The organism is Microbulbifer sp. SE14, assembly GCF_059834885.1.
Genome location: NZ_JCBAJA010000014.1, coordinates 103,647 through 125,553, shown reverse-complemented (window position 1 = coordinate 125,553; position 21,907 = coordinate 103,647). Strand labels below are relative to the sequence as shown.

At 60.4% G+C, this 21,907-nt stretch carries 5 protein-coding genes; all 5 read left to right on the top strand.

Features of this window, described 5'->3' with window-relative positions; translation table 11 throughout:
• The first annotated feature begins 1,151 nt into the window (after positions 1 to 1,151).
• The 5 genes from AC6R19_RS11815 (at position 1,152) to AC6R19_RS11795 (ending at position 21,871) form a co-directional block, all read left to right on the top strand.
• Positions 1,152 to 8,138: a fibronectin type III domain-containing protein gene (locus AC6R19_RS11815; RefSeq protein WP_500580018.1), complete on the top strand. Its 6,987-nt coding sequence runs from the start codon at positions 1,152 to 1,154 to the stop codon at positions 8,136 to 8,138.
• Positions 8,139 to 8,263: 125 nt separating this feature from the next.
• Positions 8,264 to 12,829, top strand: a complete 4,566-nt coding sequence (locus AC6R19_RS11810) for an RHS repeat domain-containing protein (RefSeq protein ID WP_500580017.1) — start codon at positions 8,264 to 8,266, stop codon at positions 12,827 to 12,829.
• 8 nt (positions 12,830 to 12,837) lie between these two features.
• Entirely contained in the window at positions 12,838 to 13,224 is a 387-nt protein-coding gene (locus AC6R19_RS11805) for a hypothetical protein (RefSeq protein WP_500580016.1), read from the top strand.
• Positions 13,225 to 13,449: 225 nt separating this feature from the next.
• Positions 13,450 to 14,145: a transposase gene (locus AC6R19_RS11800; RefSeq protein ID WP_500580015.1), complete on the top strand. Its 696-nt coding sequence runs from the start codon at positions 13,450 to 13,452 to the stop codon at positions 14,143 to 14,145.
• A gap of 94 nt (positions 14,146 to 14,239) precedes the next feature.
• On the top strand, positions 14,240 to 21,871 hold the full coding sequence (locus AC6R19_RS11795; protein ID WP_500580014.1) for a beta strand repeat-containing protein: 7,632 nt from the start codon (positions 14,240 to 14,242) through the stop codon (positions 21,869 to 21,871).
• Positions 21,872 to 21,907 lie beyond the last annotated feature (36 nt).

The following is a 21,907-nucleotide window of genomic DNA, read 5'->3' as shown; positions in this document are numbered from 1 at the left end:
CCGCAACTGGAAGCCAGCGCTAAACCGTTTTATGATCGAATTTGGTGATCGCTTGGTCGATCACCAGTAACCAGCGGCATGGGCGGTTACACAGAATTATTTACAGCCTCAATATAACGGTTGCAGGACCTACACATATTAGTGAGGGAATTGCAGGCATTTCTTCTAATTTTTACTCTGATGGAAAACTGGATTCTTACAATGACGACCTGTTGGTTGAAGGCATAAGGTATATAGTTTCCGCAGATGAAACTTGGCATAACCTTTCACTACTAAATGGTGCAGTTTTATCTCACGTTGGCGATTTGGTCGATTCTCCTAATGCTAAAAGCTTACTATTAGAAGCTGATGAGATCCGCATTGACGGAAACAGCAAGATAGATGTTAACGCGTTGGGCTATGGGCCAAATAGTGATGTAGGAGATTTGTCAGGAGGGAGTTATGGTGGTTTAGGTGGCCTGAAAGGCTCTACTACTAACTCAACTTATGGTAGTGAATTGCAACCAGATGATTTCGGAGTCGGGGGCAGGAATAACTCCACACTTTTTAGTCGAGGCGGTGGCGCTCTCCGTATAAAGACAAACAATCTTATACTTGACGGCTCTATTCTTGCTAATGGACAAGGAGACAGGAATGGAGGTGGTTCAGGTGGCTCTCTCTGGCTTGAAGTAGGTACTCTAACCGCAGGAGATTCCGCACTTATCTCCGCCAATGGCGGACATGGTAATAATGGCGGTGGTGGTGGTGGTGGTCGTGTGGCTCTGTATTTTGATTTGTTGCAGGGGTTAGAAAGTTCGCAAGTCCAGGCCAATGGCGGCAAAGCTCATTCATCTTCCGAGTACTATGGGCAAGCTGGAACGGTTTATCTTGCGGAGCGGGGTTCCGCGCCAAAAGTGAAGTCATTGGGTGTCGGTGCTTATGTAAACACAGGTATTGACAGTATTTCTGTTCAATTTACTACGGGAATTGAGATAGAAACCGTTGATGTCAACGATTTCGAGCTATTGAACTCATCAGGTCTCTCTGTCGAAATAGTGGAGGTTGTCGCGAGAGAGTTTGCTCAATTTGAGGTCAAGCTGGAGCAGCCACTATCAGAGGGTGCATACACTTTTAAAGTTGGCCCTGATATTTTTGCTTCTAACGGTCGCGGCATGGATCAAGACCAAGATGGCATAGAGCTGGAGCCGGAAGATGACAAGTTCGCCACGCAGATAGTCATCGACTTTACCCCTCCTGTCGCACTGGTCGTGGATCAGCCATTGGCACCGGAGGTCAATACTTCCAACAACCGCTGGATAACCCTCTCCGGCAGCCGCGAAGACAACACGGCCATTCTGGTCAACGGCAGTGAAATTGTTCCCTCCGGTTCCGGCAGCTGGTCCGGCAGTTACTATCTGCCGGAAGGTGAGTCCACGATCGAAGTCGTGGCGCGGGATCTGAGTGGCAATCTGTCTGAGCCGGTGTCGCTGATCTTCCATGTGGACAGTAAGGCGCCGAATGTTACCGCGGCCAACCCTACCGGCAGTATCAATGTCGCGCCGCCCTATGTGACGCTGGTCGTTACTGAGGAAGGCAGCGGCATAGACCTGGACGCCAGTTCGCTGGTTGTGAAGCGCAACGGCGTCGCTCTGGCTGGCTCCATAGCGCTGTTCGAAGGCCAGATCCAGTTCACCCCGGATGCGCCCTTCCTGGACGGGGAGTATCAGATAGTGGCCCGTGTTGCCGACAAGCTCGGCAACCTCTCCACCCAGCGCACTTACAATTTTGTACTGGACTACACGCCGCCGGCACCTGTGGAGTTGGGTGAGTATCCTGCCGTAACCACCGTCAACGCCCAGGTATTTAGCGGCACCAAGGAAGCGGGCAGTGCAGTGCTGGTCAACGGCAGCCTGGCGGTGGTTGCGTCTACGGAGACCAACTGGAGCACGCAGGTGGCGCTGCTGCAGGGCGACAACACCATCTCCTTCGTAGTGCGCGATGCCGCCGGCAATGAGAGCGAGCCGACACTGGCGGAGATCCGCTACGACAACAATCCACCCGGCCCGGTGGCGCTGGCGATCGACCCCAACGGCAGCGGCACCGAGCTGCTGCTGGGTTGGAGTAGCTACGACGAGTTCGCCAACGGCAACGATATCGGCGAGTACCGCATCTACCAAAGTGCGAACAGCTTTACCGATATCGCCGGCAAGGCCCCAGTTGCGGTTGTGCCGCAGGGGGCCAAACAGTTCCGCGTGGAAGGTTTGCCGCGGGATACCCAGGCCCATTTCGCCGTGGTCGCATACGATACCCAGGGTCTGGTCAATCCGTCCGTCACTTCGGTAGCGGCAGTGCCGGTGGATGTGGAAGCGCCGGATGAGATTGCCAACCTGGCTGTCGCGCCCGGCGCGGATAGCCTGCAGCTGAACTGGAATCCGTCTGGAAATTCCGCCGGCGATCTGGCCGGCTACAAGGTGGAGTTTGTAGAGGACCAGAGCGGCCGGGTGGACGATATTCCGCTGGCGTCCCTCGGCGATCCGCAGGCGGTGGTGCAACATCTGATAACCGGCCTTAACCCGGCCACCTCCTATCCGGTGCGCGTGTACGCCTACGATGAGAGTGGCAACGCCTCCACCGGTATCACCAATGCGGGCACCACCTTGCTGCCCAATCCGAGTACAGTGGCCGCCACACCGAAGAGCAGCAAGATAGAAATCAGCTGGTCCAGCGTCGCCCCCTACGAGCTACTGAAGAACTACGCGGTCTACGTGCAGGAGAGCAGCTTCGCTTCGACTGCCGGGCTGCAGCCCAAGTCGGTTCGCAGCAAGGGTTCCTCGTCCGATAGCGAACACAACTGGTCCCTGGCGGGCCTGAAGAACGGCACTACCTACTATGTAACCGTGGCCGCGGTAAATATCTCCGGCGGTTCCGATCCGGTGGTGACGCCGGTTGAGGTCACGCCGGTGGCGGATACCGAGGGCCCGGCTATCGAAGCTGCGGAATACCAGCAGGGTACAGAACTGCTGGATCTCACTGCAGCACCGCAGCTGGTACAGGACGGCCGCTTCAAGATTGCAGCGGCCGACGAGTCCGGCGTTGCGCGGGTGGAGTTCTATCTGGACGGCAATCTGCTGGGCACCGAATATGCCGCCAGCGGCGGCGCCTTCGGGCGCAACCTCGCGCTGCTGAGTCTGGCGGACGGCGAACATATCCTGACGGTCAAGGCCTACGACGTCTGGGAAAATGTCACCATTGCCCAGTACGGCTTCAGCGTAGCGTTGGCCGCGCCGCCCGCGCCGCAGATCACCAGCCCCAGCGAGGGCTGGCTGACCAACAACCCGACGGTAACCGTCTACGGCAGCACGGAAAAGCAGACCCAGGTACAGCTCTACCGCAATGGTACGCCGGTGGGCTCCGTCGAGCCGGTCGACAGCTACGGCAAGTTCCAGGTGGAGATCGCGCTGGAAGAGGGCGATAACCTGATCACTGCCGCGGCCGAGTACCCGGGCCGCAGCGGCTTCGGCGCGCAGAGTGCCGCGCGCACCATCACGCTCAACACGTCCATTCCGGATGCACCGACCGATCTGACTGCCATCGAAAGGGAACTGGGCCAGATCTCGCTGTCCTGGAGTGCGGTGAGTAGCGACGACGCCGACAACCAGACTGCCGGCTACAACGTCTATCGCTCCACCTCCCCGTTTGCCACTGCGCAGGAATCGCAGAAGGTGAACAGCCAGCTGCTGACCGATGCGAAATTCACCGATATGCCGTCGGTGGACGACGATTACTTCTATGCGGTCACCACCGTCAATGAGGCGGCCACGGAGAGCAGCCTGTCCAACCTGGTGGAGGCCGAGGCGGACAGCGAAGGTCCGCACGCGCTGGAGGTGAGCTACCAGTCCAATGGCCTGGTGGATGCCGCCAGCGGCCGCCACGCGCCGGGCACCGTGGAGGTCACCGTTCAGTTCGATGAGCCGCTGCGCAACAAGCCCTATTTCGCCATGGTGCCGGAAGGCGGCGTGCCCATTGCCGTGGACCTGAGTGTGGACTACAGCGATGACACCCTCTACAGCGGCAGCTTTGTGATCGAACCGGGCATGCTCTCCGGCACCGCCTATGCGGTACTGTCGGCGCATGACGATGTCGGCAACCGCGGCACGGTGATAGAGCAGGGCACCACGCTGCTGATCGATGCCAAGGGGCCGGAGGTCACCGCGCTGACCCTGAACCCGGGCGAGCCGCTGAAGGTCGACGAACAGAGCGGCCTGCAAGTGGAAGTGGTGCTGCGCCTGGACGACGAGGTCAAGCCGGGTGAAATGCCAACGCTGGTGCCGCTGATCGACAATGTCGAAGTTGCCGGCTTTGAGGGCGGTATCAGCCTGGTGCGCGATGCCCAGTCCACGCAGGGCAGCCCCCTGTGGGTGGGCAGCTTTGCACTGCCGGTCAGCGCCGGCCGGGACGACAGTGGCAACCCGGCGGTGGAAAACCTGCGCTTCAGCTACCAGGCACTGGACGATCTGGACAATATCGGTAGCAAGATCCGCGTGCCGAACAATTTCCAGGTCTACCAGGGCGATCTGCCGCCGCTGGATATTCCGCAGAACCTCAAGGCCATTGCGCAGCCGGGCGGCGAAGTCGCGCTCGAGTGGGATGCGGTGGAAGAGGCCCGCTATGTGCTCTACCGCAAGGCGGAAAGTGATGCGGAGTTTGCCGAGATACTGCGCCTGTCGGAAACCGAAACCAGCGACACCCTGCCCACTGACGACAACTACTTCTATGCTATCGCCAGCGAGCGCCGCAGCAACGACCAGATCGCGGTGAGCGGCATGAGCGCACCGGTGGCGGTCAGCGCGGACAGCGTTGCCCCCGCCGTACCCACGGAACTGGCGCTGGAACTGAACGGCGCCGGCATAGTGGCAACCTGGCAGGCGCCGGCGCTGGATGCCGGTGGCAACAGCGAGACGGTCGACAAGCTCACCTACAACCTCTACCGCCTGAACCTGGCCGACGGCGAGAGCGCGACCGCGGAAACCCTGCAGGGCATAGCGCCGCTGCAGACCGGCATCCCCGACACCATCGCCCTGGACGCCAAGCCCAGCGAGAGCGAGCACGCCTATGTGATCACCGCGCTGGACGAGGCCGGCAACGAGTCGGCGCCGAGCGAAACGGCCTACCTGAACTTCGGCCTGCTGCCGGTCTCCGACATCAGCATTGCGGTCAATGCCGACGGCAATCCGCAGCTGCAGTGGAACCACAGCGGCACCGCCATCGCCGGCTACCGCGTCTATGTGGGCGAAGACGGCGACCTGCAGGAAATCACCAGCGCGCTGATTCCCCACGGCGGCAACCCCACCACCTTCGTGGACGAGAGCTACACCGCCGGCGCGCAGGGCGCGATCGCCGAGCGCCGCTACACGGTCATCGCCGAGGACGAGCAGGGCGCGACCAGCATCGGCCACAGCCTGCTGCTGCCGGCACTGTCGGTGGAAGTGATCGAAGCAGAGGATGGTGATACCGCCATCAAGCGCGGCGTGATGAACGAAGTGCGCTTCCGCGTGCAGAACCGCGGCAGCGGTGACGTCTCCGGGGTGAAGCTGTTCGCCACCGTCAGCGACAATGGCGTAATGCGCGAGCACCAGTCCGTCAGCTTCTCCGTCGCCGCCGGCGGTCTGGTGGAAGTACCGATCGTAATCGGCGGCTACGAGAAGCTGGATACTTTAAGCAATATCCAGCTGCGCCTGGAGCAGTCGCCGCTGCCCGGCGAGGCCGTGTTTATCCGCGCGGAAGACGAAGTGCTGGTCGGCGACGCGGCCCTGCGCCTCGGCCTGGAAACCGACACCGTCTACCGCGGTGGCCTGGGCAAGGTGCGCTTCACCATGGAGAACACCTCGTTTGTGGAAACCGAAGTGCTGATGGCGCGCGGCAACGGCGGCAATCCGTCGGACGAGGTGCGCATCCGCATCGAGGACGCGGACGGCAACCTGCTCTCCACCCAGCCGGTGCAGCAATTTACCGGCGATGTGATTACCGTAGCCAGCGGCGAGACGGTCGCGCGCCTGCAGCCCGGTGAGAGCTTCGTCTCCGACTGGATAGAGGTGCCGATTCCAGAGGCGGCGCCGGACCAGGTCACCGTCGCACTGGAAATCGACCACTTCCGCTACCACACCGGCAAGCCCACCCAGGTGGTGATCGGGGGCAACGGCACCCGCACCCAGGCGTCGCTGCAGGAGACCGCCTACTACGGCGAGCTGACCACGGTGGCTCCGGCGCAGATCTACAGCGCCGAGGAAACCGTCGCCCTCAGCGGCCGCGCCCTGGATCGCAGCAGCGCATCGCCCATCGGCAATGTACCGCTGACCCTGGTGATGGAAGTGCGCGGCTTCGAGCGGCAGGTGTCGGTGATCACCGATAGCGACGGCAACTTCTCCTACGAGTTCGATCCCCAGGGGCAGAGCGGCAACTGGCGGGTGTCCGTCATCCACCCGGACAGCCTCGGCCGCCCGAACCAGGGGGAATTTGCGGTGCTCACATCGGAAGTCAGCCCGCGGCAGGTGAATATCAATATTCCGCGCAACTACAACCAGACGGTGCCCATCAGCGTGAAGGCCGGCTACGGCAGCGAACTGAGCAACGTGCGCCTGGAGTCGGTGGCGGAGCCGGGCGCCGAACAGCTGCAGATACCGCAGGGCCTGCACCTGGATCTGGGCTCGGTCATCGAGCTGGCGCCGCAGCAGAAAGGCGTAATCAACCTGATCCTGTCCGGCGACAACCTGGCCCCGGAAAACGGCTTCCTCTACTTCCAGGTACTGGCCGACGTCAACGGCGCGGCGCAGGTGTTGGAGGATATTGCGCTGGAGTACCGCCTGTCCGAGAGCCGCCCGGTCATCAAGGCCACGCCGTCGTTTATCGACACCGGCGTCGCCCTCGGCGGCAGCACCACCGAAACCTTCACGCTGAAAAACACCGGCTTCGACGTGCTGCGCAATGCCACCCTGACCCTGGTGGACAGCGAACAGAGCCCGGCCCCGGCCTGGGTGCGCCTCGACGGCACCGCCAACCTCGGCGATATGGACATAGGCGCGAGCCGCGATATCAGCGTCACCTTCAGCCCGGATGTTTCGGTAGAGCAGGGCAACTACGAGTTCCACCTGCTGGTCCAGGGCGACGGCGGCCACAACTTCGCGGTGCAGATGTTCGTCGCGGTAGTCACTTCGGAAATCGGCGATGCCTTCTTCCATATCAGCGACATCTACACCGCCACCCTGGGCGAGGACAACCAGCTGATCCCGGGCCTGGCCGGCGCCAAGATAGAACTGCAGAACGAACAGGTGCTGTCCGAAACCCGCACCATTGGTAGCGACGCCAACGGAGAGGCCCTGCTCAAGGACCTGCCCGCCGGCCGCTACGCCTACCGGGTAAGCGCCTTCGACCACGAGAGCGTCTCCGGCCGCCTGTGGGTCAAGCCTGGTGCAACGATCGCCGAAGAAGTCTTCCTGATGAACCAGATTGTCACCGTCGAGTGGCAGGTGAACGAGATCAACCTGGAAGACCGCTACGAGATCAAGCTGGAAGCCACCTTCGAAACCCAGGTGCCGGTGGCGGTGGTGATGCTCGACCCGATCAGCGTCACCCTGCCGGACATGAAGAAGGGCGATGTCTTTACCGGCGAACTCAGCCTGACCAACTACGGCCTGATCCGCGCGGACGAAGTGCAGGGCACGCTGCCGTCGGGCAACGATGTCGTGTCCTTCGAGTTCCTGGCCGAGATACCGGAAACTCTCGAAGCGGGTGAGGTGGTCTACATCCCCTACCGCATCACCGCCCTGCGTGACTTCAATCCGAACGAAGAAGGTGGAGCCAGCGGCGCCGGCTGCGGCAGCTACAGCTACCAGTACAACGTCAGCTACCAGAGCCAGTGTGCGAACGGACAGGTAGTCCCCGGAGGTACCTCCACCCACTGGGCCACCGCCTCCTATGGCTCCTGTGGTTCCTCCGGTAGCGGAGGTGGCGGTAGTGGCAGCTACTACTACGGCGGAGGAGGTGGTAGCGGCACCGGTTACGGCGGTGGCTACACGCCGATCGGCGGCGAAGCGGAAACCCTGCAGTGCGAGCCGGATCCGAGCTGCGACGACTGCAACAAGGACAACACCAGCGCCCAATGATTTAGGAAAGGAGCCGAGCTCTTTTCTCCCCTCTCCCGCTTGCGGGAGAGGGGCCGGGGGAGAGGGCGCCCCCCGGGAACGCCGAGCTCCAGCTCGGCAACAACGCAAAACCAAAGATTTGTAGGATGGGCAAAGCGAAGCGTGCCCATCAAAAACAAGACCAGGAAAAAGCAACAATGAAGTGTTACACCGGGGACCAAAAGCACCAGCCTGTAGGAGCGGCGGGGCGGCCATCCGCCGTTGGCCGCGATCAGCAGCCGGCTTACAAGCACTGGACAATCGCAATAACAGCCGCCCTGTCCCTGGCGCTTTTGACGCTGGCCCCGGGCGTCTACGCAAAACCGGGCATCTCCAGCGACAGTGCCACTCCCCGTGTTGTTACTTCCGAAAATATGGAAGATCTAGAGGACATGCGGGTCAAGGTGTTGGGCGGTTACGTCCGCATGAACCGCCGCTGGACCAAGGCGGGCTGGGAGTGGAACAGTCGCTGGAACCCCATCCTCACCTATAAGCAGCAAATGGATAAATTGGATGCGGAAGAGCAAGCTGCGCTGGCCGGGCTTGAGGATGAGTCGCGTATCGCGATGCTGCGTGAATACGGCAAGGGTATGTTCCGGCACGCCAATGGTGGGGGAGGTGGCCGTTTCGGTCTCGCATCTCGGGCGAGCTTGAACATCCCTATCAACTGCCGGCCGTATGAGTTTTATCTGTTTCGCAACGACCAGACCTACCGCCCGGAAGGGTTCGAGCGGGATATTCTCAACTGTGTGCCCAGCAGTAACAACTATCACTCGCTACTGAAGCAGACTCTGACAAAAAATGAGAATGGTTACACTTGGCGTGACAGAAAAGGCAACCTGATCTTCTACAAAGGCGGGGATATCAGTTATTACGAAGACAGAAATGGTATCCGCGTCAGCATAGAGTACGAGGGCGGCCGCATAAAACATGTCAAGGACCATCTGGGCAATACCGTCATCACCTACCACTGGGACAAAGTCCAGGACCCAAACAGTGGTGTCGTCGTCACCACAAACCGGCTGAAGCGCATCGAGGACTACACCGGCCGCCAAGTGGTGTACAACTACGGTGAGGACAGTACCGATCCGCTCACCTATCGCCAACTGGTGGAAGTGATCGACGTGCGCGGCGAAAGCTGGACCTACCAGTACCGGTTTCGCGGCAACGGCAACAAGCGCACCCTGAAAAGCATCACCGACCCCAACGGCCGGGTAATCACTTATTCCACCAACGGAGACGGTCATATCAACGGCTATGAAACCGAGGACGGCACCGGGGTAAGCTATGGCCACAGTATCAACAGCCAGGACAAAATCTACAAAGTGACCAGGCGTGACAAGTCCGGCGTGGTTACCGAGACTTGGTACAACGTTATGGGTATGCCGGTCAAGCAGCAGGTTGGCGGCCAGCTACAGTACGAAACCAAATACCGCTACTCCGACAACATGACGGAACAAGATATTGCCGACCAGTATCGTTATGCTGGCGCCAACATACTGGCGATCAAGCCTAATATTACATCGATACGTATCCTCAGTAGCGTCACCACCGACGCCCGCGGCCTGAAAACAAAGAAGTTCTACGATACTTTCCGTAACGTCACCCGCACCGAAAACCCGGACGGAACCTACACCACCACCGACTGGAACACTCAACTGACCCTGCCGATTAGGGAACGGGACGAGCGCGGCATCATTTCCGAGTATAAGTACGACGAGCGTGGCAACCTGATCACGCTCACCGAAGCGGTGGGCACCGAAGACCAACGCATCACCCGCTATACCTACGACCAGTACGGCCAGCTGGAAACCGAAACTACCGGCGAATCCACCGCCGGTAACACCGCCCTGGCCACCACCCGCTGGGAGTACGACGACTACGGCAACATCACCAAGGTCACGGACGCAGAGGAAAAGGTCACCGAGTACCGCGACTACGACGTTAACGGCAACGCCCACACCGTCGTCGACGCCCGCCTGAAAACCTGGACCCGCGACTACGACGCCGTAGGCAACCTGCTCGCGGAACTGACCCCCTACGGTCAGGGCTTTAAGTATGAGTACGACCCCGCCGGCGACCTGGTCAAGGTCACCGATGCCAGCGGCAGCAGCCTGCATATCGTAAACAATGCCTCCGGCCTGCCGCTGACCGTCACCGACGACAGTGGCAATGAACTCGCACTGACCTACGACAAGGGCAACCGCCTGGCGACGATCACCGACGCCGAGGACGCCAGTATCGGCCTGGAGTACGACAGCCAGAACCGCCTGCGCGCGATCGTGGACGGCGAGCAGAACCGCACTGAGTACAACTACCAGCAGAACCTGCTCTCAAAGATCACCTATCCCACCTACGCCGAAGATCTGGGCTACGACAAGCGCGACCGCATAGAGCAGAGCAAGCAGCAGGCCAACAATCTCGAATACCTCAGATCCTACGGCTACGACCTGGGCGACAACCTGATCTCGGATACCGACGCGCTGGAGAACACCGAAAAGTACGAATACGACAAGCTGAACCGGCTGGTGGCAATCGTCGACCCGGTCAACGGCGAGACCAAGAAAACTGAATTCACCTACGATGCCCGCGACAACCTGCTGCAGGTGAAGGACCCGGAAGGGCGGCTGACCGTTTACACGTACGACAAGGCTGATCGCCTCAAGACCGAGACTAAGCACGACTTTATCGGTACCAATAAACAGCGGGTCTACGACTACGATGCCAACGGCAACCTGATCGCGGTTACCAATCCGCAGCAGGAGAAGCGCGTCTACAGTTACGACGACATGGGCCGTATGAGCAAGCTGCAGGTCTATGCGCACAAGGACAACCCGCAGCCGGTCAAGGTGGTGGACTATCACTACAACGCCAAAGCTCAGTACACCGGCTATACCCAGACGCCGGGCGCGGATACCTCCAATTCCACTGCGGATATCGTCTATCACGGCGAGACCTATAGCTACGACAGCCTGAACCGGCTGGAATCGGTGACCGTGGACTACTACGGTGAGGGAGCGCAGGCTGCGGAGATCGCCTTCTCGAAGAGCTACAGCTACAGCTATTACGGCAATGGGTTGAAGAAGACCTATACCAATCCGGAAGGCGTTACCTATACCTATTACTACAACAAGAACAACCAGCTGGCCGCGGTGCATATCCCTGGTGAAGGGCAGCTGGCTTGGACCGACTTCCACTGGTTGGCGCCGCAGACGCTGCTGTTGCCCGGCGGCAATAAGATCACGCTGAGCTATGATGACTTCCTGCGGGTCAAAAAGCGGGTGCTGGAAGACTCGGCTGGCAACGACAAGGCTCGGTCTGTCTACGAATACGATCTCGAAAGCAATGTTCGCAAGATTACCTCCGAGCACGGCGAATATGCGTTTGATTACGATGATCTGTATCGGCTGACCGAGGCGGATTACCCGCTGGACAACGCGTCGAACGACGAGCAGTTCAGCTACGACGGTGTTGGCAACCGGACTGGCCATGAAATTGGTGGGGTTGCCGAGGAGAGCTTTAACCCGTCCTCGTCAAATGAGCTGCAGTACAACGACCAGAACCAACTGACGGCAGCTACCGGCAACGATCCGGCCAGCTTTCAGTACAACGACAACGGCCACACTACCCAGAAAGTCCAGGCTGGAATTGCCTGGGGCTACCGCTACAACCACGAGGAGCGGTTGATCGCCGTTGACAAGAACGGCGCTACCGTCGGCGAGTACCGGTACAATCCCTATGGGCAGCGTATCCGCAAGGAGGCCGGCCAGGTTACCCACTTCCTCTACAACGAAGAGGGTATGGCGGCCGAGTACGATCAGTCCGGCAACCTGATTAAGGAGTATCACTTCAAGCCGGGCATGCCGTGGATGACTGAGCCGCTGTTCCAGCGGGTGCCTACCGGTGAGATCTACTACTACCAGAATGACCATCTGGGTACGCCGCAGCGGATGGTGGATAAGTCTGGGGCTGTGGTTTGGGAGGCTCGGTATGAGGCGTTTGGGAAGGCTGAGGTTCTTGTAGAGACTGTTGGGAATAGTTTGCGGTTTCCTGGGCAGTATTCCGATGCGGAAAGCGGGGTCTATCAAAACTGGTTTAGAGACTATGATCCAAGTAGCGGACGGTACCTCCAGGAAGATCCACTAAGATTCGAGTCTGCGCTGAATTATTATGCGTATGCATACAATAATCCAAATAATTATTTTGACCCCACTGGTGAAATTGTTCCGGCATTGGCTTGGGGTTTTGTTAGGTGCATGGTCCGATGCTTGGCCTTTAAGAAGGCTGCATCATGGGTAACTGATGATTGTTTTGATCTTGGGGATGCTAGTGCTGATTGCGCGCTAGGTTGCTTAAATCCACTGAATTGGTTTAAAGGCAATGGTGCGTTTAAGCAGGGATTTGATAGGTTTAAAAGGAAGCAAAATAAAAGTAAGCAACACTCTACACGAAAGAAGGCCAAGGATGCTGCTCGTCATGCTCATAAGGGTAAGCCCAGGCCGCAACCAAAGAAAGATGCTCCAAAGAGTAAGCGTGATCGCTATTCAGATCAGCAGAAATACAAAAATCCAGAGCGTCATCCGGATTCAAAACACCCGGATAGTCATTATCATGATTCGAATAAAAATGATAATGCAAAAAATAACAATCACCATCGGTATCCGAAAAGGTAGGTGCAATTATGAAAGATAGATACGAGATTCTTGATACTGCAGAAGTGGCTTCGATGGAGGTTGCTGAAAAGTTGTTGTTTCAAATGCTTGATCTGGTCCTCTTTGATGGTCGCGCTGATCGATGGAAAGGCATTTTGTTTAAAAAGAAAAAAATAGTTAAGAATTCGCATAAGCTTTTGAATGATATTGATGTGAGCAAGTGCAAAGGTGTTGTTAGTGATTCGGAAATGAAAGAAGAATGCATATATTATGATTTTCTTGATCCTCCGGTATTGCTTGCTTTGGAAGATGCGATAATAGCGGCTGGTGATCGCGATGGTATGATTGCATCTTTAGATTCAAGGCTCTTCTTGTTTGTTTCACATGAGGGTGAGTTTTTTAAGTATAAAGTTTAAATAGAAGTAAGGGCAGGTAAAGGGGACTAGGTAAAGGGGACAGATCTATTTTTGACACCTCTTTAAACATGCCTCAGGGCGCCGTTTAACGAGAGAAGACCAATGCCAAGGAAGGCCAGAATACTGCTAGCCAATATGCCCCATCACATAGCGGTAAAGGGGACAGATCTATTTTTGACACCTCTTTAAACATGCCTCAGGGCGCCGTTTAACGAGAGAAGACCAATGCCAAGGAAGGCCAGAATACCGCTGGCCAATATGCCCCATCACATAGTGCAGCGGGGCCACAACCGGGAACCGGTGTTCCTGGCGGACGAGGACTACCAGTATTACCGCGACAACCTGTTCGAGTGGAAGGACAAGCTGGACATAAAGCTCTACGCCTGGTGCCTGATGACCAATCACGTACACCTACTGGTGGAGCCGGGGGATCGGCCGAAAACCGTCTCCCTGTTGATGAAACGGCTCGCCGGGCGCCAGGCGGCCTATGTGAACAAGCTGGAGGGGCGCAGGGGCTCCCTGTGGGAGGGGCGCTTCAAGGCCAGTGTGGTGCAGGCGGACACATACTTTCTCGCCTGCTGTCGCTATATTGAACTGAATCCGGTGCGTGCGGGCATGGTGCGCGGACCAAGGCAGTACAAGTGGTCCAGCTACAGGGCGAGGATCGGGGCAGAGAAAGGGTTTGAATTGGACAGCCATGAGGAACTGAGGCGCCTCGGGCGGAACGGTAAAGAGCGGATAGAGGCGTACTGGGAGTTTGTTCGGGCCGGAGTGTCTGCGGATGAACTGGCGTTTTTGAGTGAAGCCTGGTCGAGAAACCAGCTGACTGGCAACAGCCGCTTTGTGGACGAGATTGAACGAAGGGTCGGCCTGCGCATCGAGCACCGTCGGCCGGGGCGTCCCAGGTTGGGCGACGAATAGAAGAAAGACCTATTTTGGCGGTCATATGACCGCTAATCGAGGTCATGAACATAAACAGATTTTGAAACATAAGACATTTTTGGGAATAGGAATCATGTTGCAGCGTTGGGGGATACTGGCCGCGTTTTGGATCTGCGCACTGGGCGCACCGGCCGCCGCAGCTCAGGAGGAGGCACTCTGCGCGGAGGTGCGCATAGAAATCCTCCAGGAGCTGACACTGGAGCGCCAGGGCTTCGAGGCCATCATGCGCATTACCAACAGCCTGGATACCTATTCCATCGAGAATATCGCCATTTCGGTGAATTTTACCGACGCTGACGGCAATGCGGTCACCGCCACTTCCGACACCTCGGCTAGCGATGCGGCATTCTTTATCCGTGTGGACGATACCCAGAACGTCAATTCCCTGGTCACCGGCGACGACGGCGCCGTGAGCGACGGTGTGATCAATGCCGGCAATGTGGGCGAGTTCCGCTGGCTGATAGTGCCCACCGCCAACGCTGCCGGCCAGACCGACAACGGCGAACTCTTTTTCGTCGGCGCGACGCTTTCCTATGCCTACGGCGGCAAGGAGGAAGTCGTGCAGGTGGCGCCGGACTCGATTGTGGTCAAGCCGCAGCCTCTGATGACCCTGGACTACTTCCTGACCCATGAAGTAGTCGGCGACGATGCCTTTACCACCGAGATAGAGCCGCCGGAACCCTATACATTGGGTGTGCGTATCGACAACAGCGGCTACGGCGCCGCCAACAACCTCAAGATCGAATCGGCCCAGCCCCGAATCGTCGACAACGAGCAGGGCCTGGCCATCGACTTCACGATTACCAACAGTTTCGTGGAGAACCAGGCGGCGGAGCCCAGCCTGCTGATCAATTTCGGCGAGATAGCGCCGCAGAGCATGAAGGCGGGGCGCTGGGTGATGGAGTCCACCCTGTCCGGCAAATTTACCGAGTTTTCCGCCAGCTTTACCCACGCCGACGAGCTGGGTGGCGAGCTGACTTCGCTGATCGAGGCCACCAATGCGCACCTGCTGGTGGAGGATGTGCTGGTGGATCTGCCGGGGCGGGATGCAGTGCTCGACTTCCTCGCCTACGGCGCCGACGAAAGCTTCTACCTCTACGAGAGCGAAAACACCGGCGCCGACCTGCCCCTGTGCAAAAGCTGCGCCCAGGTGGCGGCCCTCTCCTACACCCTCGGCGGCGAGAGTGGCGGCACGCGCAGCCTGAGCGGCGGCGCTCAGGAAGGCTTCGGCTATATCCAGGTATCCGACCCCTACGCCGGCGCCAAGGCGCTGCACAAGGTGGTGCGCGGAGACGGCAAATCTCTGAATCCGAACAACTTCTGGCTGTCGAAAAAGCGCGCCGAGAACAAGGTGGATTTCGATTACTTTATCAACGTCTTCGACTACGACAGCAGCGCCGACTATACGCTCCATTTTGTCGACTCCGCCGAACTGCCGCAGCCGCCGGTGATCCAGGCGATTCTCGACCGCAACAGCCACGAGGGCGGCCAGATCGGCTTCCTGGTGCAGTCCTCGGACCCGAACGGCACTGTGCCGCAGCTGTCCTCCAGCAGCCTGCCGTCCGGCGCCACCTTTACCGACGGCGGCGACGGCACCGGTGTTTTCCGTTGGCAGCCGGCCATCGGCCAGGCGGGCAGCTATGCGGTGACCTTTACCGCCTCCGACGGCGCCCTCTCCAGCGAGCGCTCGGTGAACCTGAAGGTGAACCCCGCCGGCGATACCGACGGCGATGGCCTCAGCGATGCCTGGGAGATGGAGCACTTCGGCAACCTGGACCGGGATGGCAGCGGCGACTACGACGAGGACGGCCGCAGCGATGCCCAGGAAGAGGAAGTGGGCAGCGATCCGACGGTGCCGGAAGTGGCACCGGGCGCGCCGCAGATTGCCAGCCCGGTGTTCGATGCCGAAATCCTCGACGGCGTCGCCGAGCTGCTGCCGACCCTGGTGGTGAGCAACGGCGAGCACGGCCCGGAGCTGACAGTCGCCTACCAGTTCGAACTCTATTCCGACCAGGCGATGGTGACCAGGGTGGCGGAAGCCACCGTGGCCGAGGGCAGCGGCAGCACCAGCTGGGCGGTGGCCGCCGGCGAGCTGCTGCCGGGGCAGGCGTTTGCCGACAACAAACTCTACTACTGGCGCGTGCGCGCGATCACCGTGGTGGAAGCCGGCAGCGGCGATGTGCCGGTGGCCTCCAACTGGGAGTCCAGCCGCTTCTTTATCAACACCTCCAACGACGCGCCCTCGGCGCCGGCCATCAACGCGCCGCAAATCAACGCGGTGGTCGCAGCCACCCGCCCGGAACTGATCGTGGCTCACGCCTTCGACGCGGACCGGGATACGCTCTCCTACGGCTTCGACCTCTTTCACGAGTCCGATCTGGACACGCCGATCGCGTCGGTGAACGGACTGCTGCCCGGCGGCAACTTCCAGACCAGGTGGCAGGTTCCGAACCCGCTCGCCGAGGACAACGCCTATGTGTGGAAGGCCTGGGTAGAGGACGAGCACGGCGCGCGCACGGAGAGCGAAATCGGCAGCTTCCTGGTCAGCACCCTGAACGACGCGCCCACGGATCCGTCGATCGTTTCTCCCTCCGATGGCGTATTCAGCTGGCTGCCGAATAGCGGAGTGGAATTGCGGGTAGGCAACGCGAGCGATCCGGAGCAACAGCCGCTCACTTACACTTTCGAGCTGGACACAGTGGCGAGTTTCGACAGCGGTGCCGCGATTTCCTCCGGCCCGGTGGCCGCGGGGCAGGGCGAGACCGCCTGGGTTGCCGAGGGGCTGCAGGAGGACGTGACCTATTACTGGCGCGCCAAGGCCAGCGACGGCGAGGTGCAGAGCAACTGGGTCGGCGCCAGCTTCCAGGTGGATACCGACAATGCCGCACCGCCGGTGCCCAGCCTGCAAAACCCCGGCGCCGGCGCGGTGGTGGAAAACCTGCGCCCGCTGTTTGAAGTGAATCCGGTTGCGGACCCCGACGGCGATGCGGTGCAGTACCGCTTCGAGGTCTATTCCGACGCGGCACTGACTCTGCTGGTGGCGAGCCGGCTGCAAGCTTCCACCCAGTGGGCGCCGGGCTTCGACTTCAACGATAACAGCCACTACTACTGGCGCGCCCGCGCCGAAGACGTCAAGGGCACGCCCGGCGACTGGAGCCAGGTGAACCAGTTCGCGATCAATGAGAACGGCGTAAACGACCCGCCGCAGATTGCCCTGGTGCTGCCCGACAGCGCGGTCACCGTCAGCGAACCGCAACTGCTGATCCAGTGGCAGGACAGCGACCCGGACAGCAATGCCAGCGTATCCCTCTACTACCTCTACGAGGGCAGCGGCCGGACGCTGATCGTCGGCGATATCGCCGAGGACGAGGACGGCACCGCTGACCAGTACCTGTGGGATGTGTCCGGCCTGCTGCCCGGCAACTACAGCCTGGAAGCGGAAATCACCGACGGCGAAACCACGGTGACTGCCAGCGGCTGCTGCACTATCACCGTGCCGTCGCAGACAAAACGCATCACCGCCACGCCGCTGACCGCGCTGGAAACGGACGAGGCGGGTACCACAATCGCTGGCGTCGAGGTGAGCCTGGACCAGCCGCTGCTGGCCGGTACCACGTTGACCCTGAACCTGTCGCTTTCCGATGCCTCCGAGGCGGAAATTCTCGGCGACAACTACCTGCAGTTTTCCGAGGACAACTGGGATATTCCCCAGGTGATCCAGCTGCGCGGCCTGGACGACTGCGCCGTGGACGGGGACAGCCCCTTCAGCCTGGTATTCCAGCCGGCGCAGAGCGACGACCCCGCCTACAGCGGCTACCTGCTGGACAGCCTGTCGTTCGTCAACAGGGACAGCGAAAGCGCGGGCCAGACACTGTTTATCTGCAATTATTCACTGGAGCAGCAGCTGCCGGTGAGCGGCACCGGGGATGTGGAATCCCACTACCGGGCCCAGCTGGACAACCAGGGGGCGGGACTGGTGGATGCCAGTGCAAGCCTGACCCTGTTGCCGTCCCCGGACCTGGACTATTCCGCGGCGATTGTCGGCGGCAACGGCCTGACCTTCAGCGATATTCCCTCCGGTGGCAGCGCGCTGAGTAACGAGACGGTGGTGATCCGCCACCCGGCCGCGCAGCCGCTGGATTTCGCCAAGTTCTCCTGGGACATAGAGCCCGGCGAATCCCAGACCAATGTGGAGGGCAACAACAGCAACAACACCCTGCAGGGTACCGCCGGTGCCGACACCATCGACGGCAAGGCCGGCAACGATACCATCTACGCAGGCGACGGTGACGACACCATTATCGGCGGGCCGGGTGCCGACAAACTCTACGGCGAGGGCGGCAACGACCGCTTTATCGTCGAGGGCAACGACGGCTATGCCGACATCTTCTATGGCGGCGACGGCTTCGACCAGGTGCAGGGCGGCAGCGGCGACGACGCCATTCGCATCGGCGTGTTCAGCGGCGCGGCGACCGTGGAGCGGATCGACGGCGCCGGCGGTTACAACGCCATCTACGGCACCAACGCCAACAACACCCTGGATTTCTCCAACACCGAGCTACTCAATATCGCCTTTATCGATGGCCTGGCCGGCAACGATACGATTTACGGCAGTTCCGCCAATGACAGGATTATCGGCGGCGCCGGCAGCGACAAGCTCTACGGCAACGCCGGCGACGATATCTTCCATATCGAGGGCAACGATGCCGGTGCCGACCGCGTCGAGGGCGGTACTGGCTTCGATCAGGTGATCGGCGGCGACGGCGACGACTGGTTCCGCTTCAGCGTGTTCAGCGGCGATGCGCGGGTGGAACAGATCGACGGCGGTGCCGGCACCAATCTCGTTACCGGCACTTCCGCCAACAACACGCTGGATTTCCGCGGCATCAGTCTGCTGAATATCGCGCGCCTGGATGCCGGCGCCGGCAACGATACCCTCTACGGTACCAGTGCGGCGGATGTCATTGTCGGTGGCCCGGGTAGCGACAAGCTTTACGGCGAGGGAGGCGACGACCGCTTCCTGCTCACCGCCGGCGATACCGGCTTCGACCGCTACGACGGCGGTGCGGGGGAGGACTGGATTGTCGGCACCCCGAGCGACGACGAATTCCGCTTCAGCGTCTTCTCCGGCAGCGCCACCGTGGAGGTGATCGACGGCGACGGCGGCAACAACCGCATCCTGGGCAGCTCCGCCAACAACACCCTGGACTTCAGCAACACCCAGCTGGTTTCCATCGACCTGATCGACGCCGGTGCCGGCAACGACACGGTGCTGGGTACTTCGGCCGCGGATATGATCGAGGGCGGTTTGGGCTCCGACAAGCTCTATGGCAATGGCGGTGCCGATACCTTCCTGCTCACCGCCGGCGATACCGGCTTCGATCACTACCGCGGCGGCGAGGGCAGCGACCGCATCCTCGGCACCGATGGCGACGATGAGATTCGCCTGAGCGTTTTCAGCGGCGAGGCGCGGGTGGAAATTATCGACGGCGGTGCCGGCAACAACCGCATTCTCGGTTCCAGTGCCAACAACACCTTCGACTTCGGCGAGACTCAGCTGCTGAATATTGCCGAGATCGATGCCGGCGCCGGCAATGATACCGTCTACGGCACCGAGTCCGCGGACCGCATCCTCGGCGGCAGCGGTTCCGACTCTCTGTACGGCAACGGCGGCGACGATACCTTTGTGTTGGAGGGGGAGGCCGGCGCGGACCGCGTCGACGGCGGCGAAGGCTTCGACACCCTGTTGGGCAGTGCCGCGGACGACAGTATCGTCCTGTCGGTATTCAGCGGCGCGGCGACGGTGGAGCGTATCGACGGCGGCGCCGGTTCCAATACTATTAGTGGCACCAGTGCCGACAATACCCTGGATTTCCGCAATGCCGAGCTGGTCAATATTGCCCTGATCGACGGCGCCGCGGGCAACGACACCATCTACGGTACCCTGGGTGCCGATGTGATCGAGGGCGGCCTGGGCAGCGATACCGTCTACGGCGAGGCCGGCGACGATATTTTCAAACTCACTGCCGGCGACACCGGTTCCGATTCCTACCGCGGCGGCGAGGGCAGGGATACGCTGCAGGGCACCACCGGCGGCGACGTCTTCCGCTTCAGCGTCTTTGCGGGCGAGGCCTCGGTGGAGGTGATCGACGGCCAGGGCGGCAGCGACAGTATCCTCGGCACCACTGCCAACAACACCCTGGACTTCTCCGCGACCGAGCTGATCGGCATCGCCTCCATCGACGGCTACAGCGGCAACGACACCATCTACGGCTCGCCGCTGGCGGATACCATCATCGGCGGGCCCGGCAGCGACTACCTGGTGGGCGGCGACGGCGACGATACTTTCCTGTTCAGCGCCGGCGATACGGGTGCGGACAAATACAGCGGCGGCAATGGTGCAGACCGGCTGCTGGGCAGCGCGGAAGACGACGATATGATCTTCAGCGTTTTCAGTGGCGCCAGCACGGTGGAGCTGATCGACGGCAGGGAAGGCCAGAACCGCCTGCTCGGTACCAGTGCCAACAACACGCTCGACTTCGGCGGTACCCAACTGGTGAATATCGCCTCGATTCACGGTGCCGCAGGTAACGACACCATCTACGGCTCCGAGGTCGGCGATATGATAGAGGGCGGTGCCGGCAGCGATACCGTCTACGGCGGCGCCGGCGACGATATCTTCGTGCACTCGCCGGGTGACAGCGGCTACGACCGTTACCAGGGCGACGAAGGCTCGGATACCCTGATCGGCACCGACGGCGACGACGACTTCCGTCTCAGCGTCTTCTCCGGCGATGCCACCGTCGAGATTATCGACGGCAAGGTCGGCAGCAACCGGATCCTCGGCAGTTCTGCCAACAATACCCTGGATTTCCGCAACACCGCCCTGGTGGATGTCGCCCTGATCGATGGCGGCGCGGGTAACGACACCCTCTACGGCTCCCAGGCCGGCGATGTGATCGAGGGCGGTATCGGCAGCGACAACCTCTACGGCGAGGGCGGCGACGACCTCTTCCTGATCACTCCGGGAGACACCGGCTACGACCGCTACTCCGGCGGTGCGGGGGCGGACGAGGTACGCGGCACCGCCGGGGACGACCTGATCCGCCTGGCATCCTATTCCGGGGCCAATACGGTCGAAAGGATCAACGGCAATGGCGGTGCCGACAAGATCCAGGGCACCACCGGCAACAATACCCTCGATTTCTCCGGAACCCAGTTGGTCGGTATTGCCGAAATAGATGCGGCCAAGGGAAATGACACGGTGCTCGGCTCCGCCGGCGACGACATGATCCGCGGCGGCGAGGGCAGTGACACCCTGCAGGGCAACGGCGGTGCCGATATCTATCTCTTCGCCCGCGGCGACGGCGTGGATACGGTGACCGATGCCGGTTCCAGCGCTGATGACCGGCTGCTTTTTGAGGGCGCCATAGCGGCGGAAGATATCTGGCTGGTGAAAAATGGCAGCCAGCTGGATATCTACCTGCTGGCGGGCCCGGAGAAGGTGCAGGTCCGCTACTGGCAGTCGGCGGAGGGCGCCATCGAGGTGATTGCGACGGAATCCGGTGCCGAGTTGCCGCTGGCCAATATCGATAGCCTGGCCGAGTTGATGACATCAATCGGGGTTCCCCAGGGCGGTGTCATCACCCTGACTGGAGAACAGCAGACGCAGGTGAATGACACCAGGGCTGCAGCCTGGCAGTGAGCATAAACGGGATCAGTGGCTGCAAAAAGCCACTGA

What these genes read in the sequence shown, in the direction of transcription:
- AC6R19_RS11815 (WP_500580018.1), top strand. Translation starts at nt 1,152, where the DNA reads ATGGATCAAGACCAAGATGGCATAGAGCTGGAGCCGGAAGATGACAAG.
- AC6R19_RS11810 (WP_500580017.1), top strand. Translation starts at nt 8,264, where the DNA reads ATGGGCAAAGCGAAGCGTGCCCATCAAAAACAAGACCAGGAAAAAGCA.
- AC6R19_RS11805 (WP_500580016.1), top strand. Translation starts at nt 12,838, where the DNA reads ATGAAAGATAGATACGAGATTCTTGATACTGCAGAAGTGGCTTCGATG.
- AC6R19_RS11800 (WP_500580015.1), top strand. Translation starts at nt 13,450, where the DNA reads ATGCCAAGGAAGGCCAGAATACCGCTGGCCAATATGCCCCATCACATA.
- AC6R19_RS11795 (WP_500580014.1), top strand. Translation starts at nt 14,240, where the DNA reads ATGTTGCAGCGTTGGGGGATACTGGCCGCGTTTTGGATCTGCGCACTG.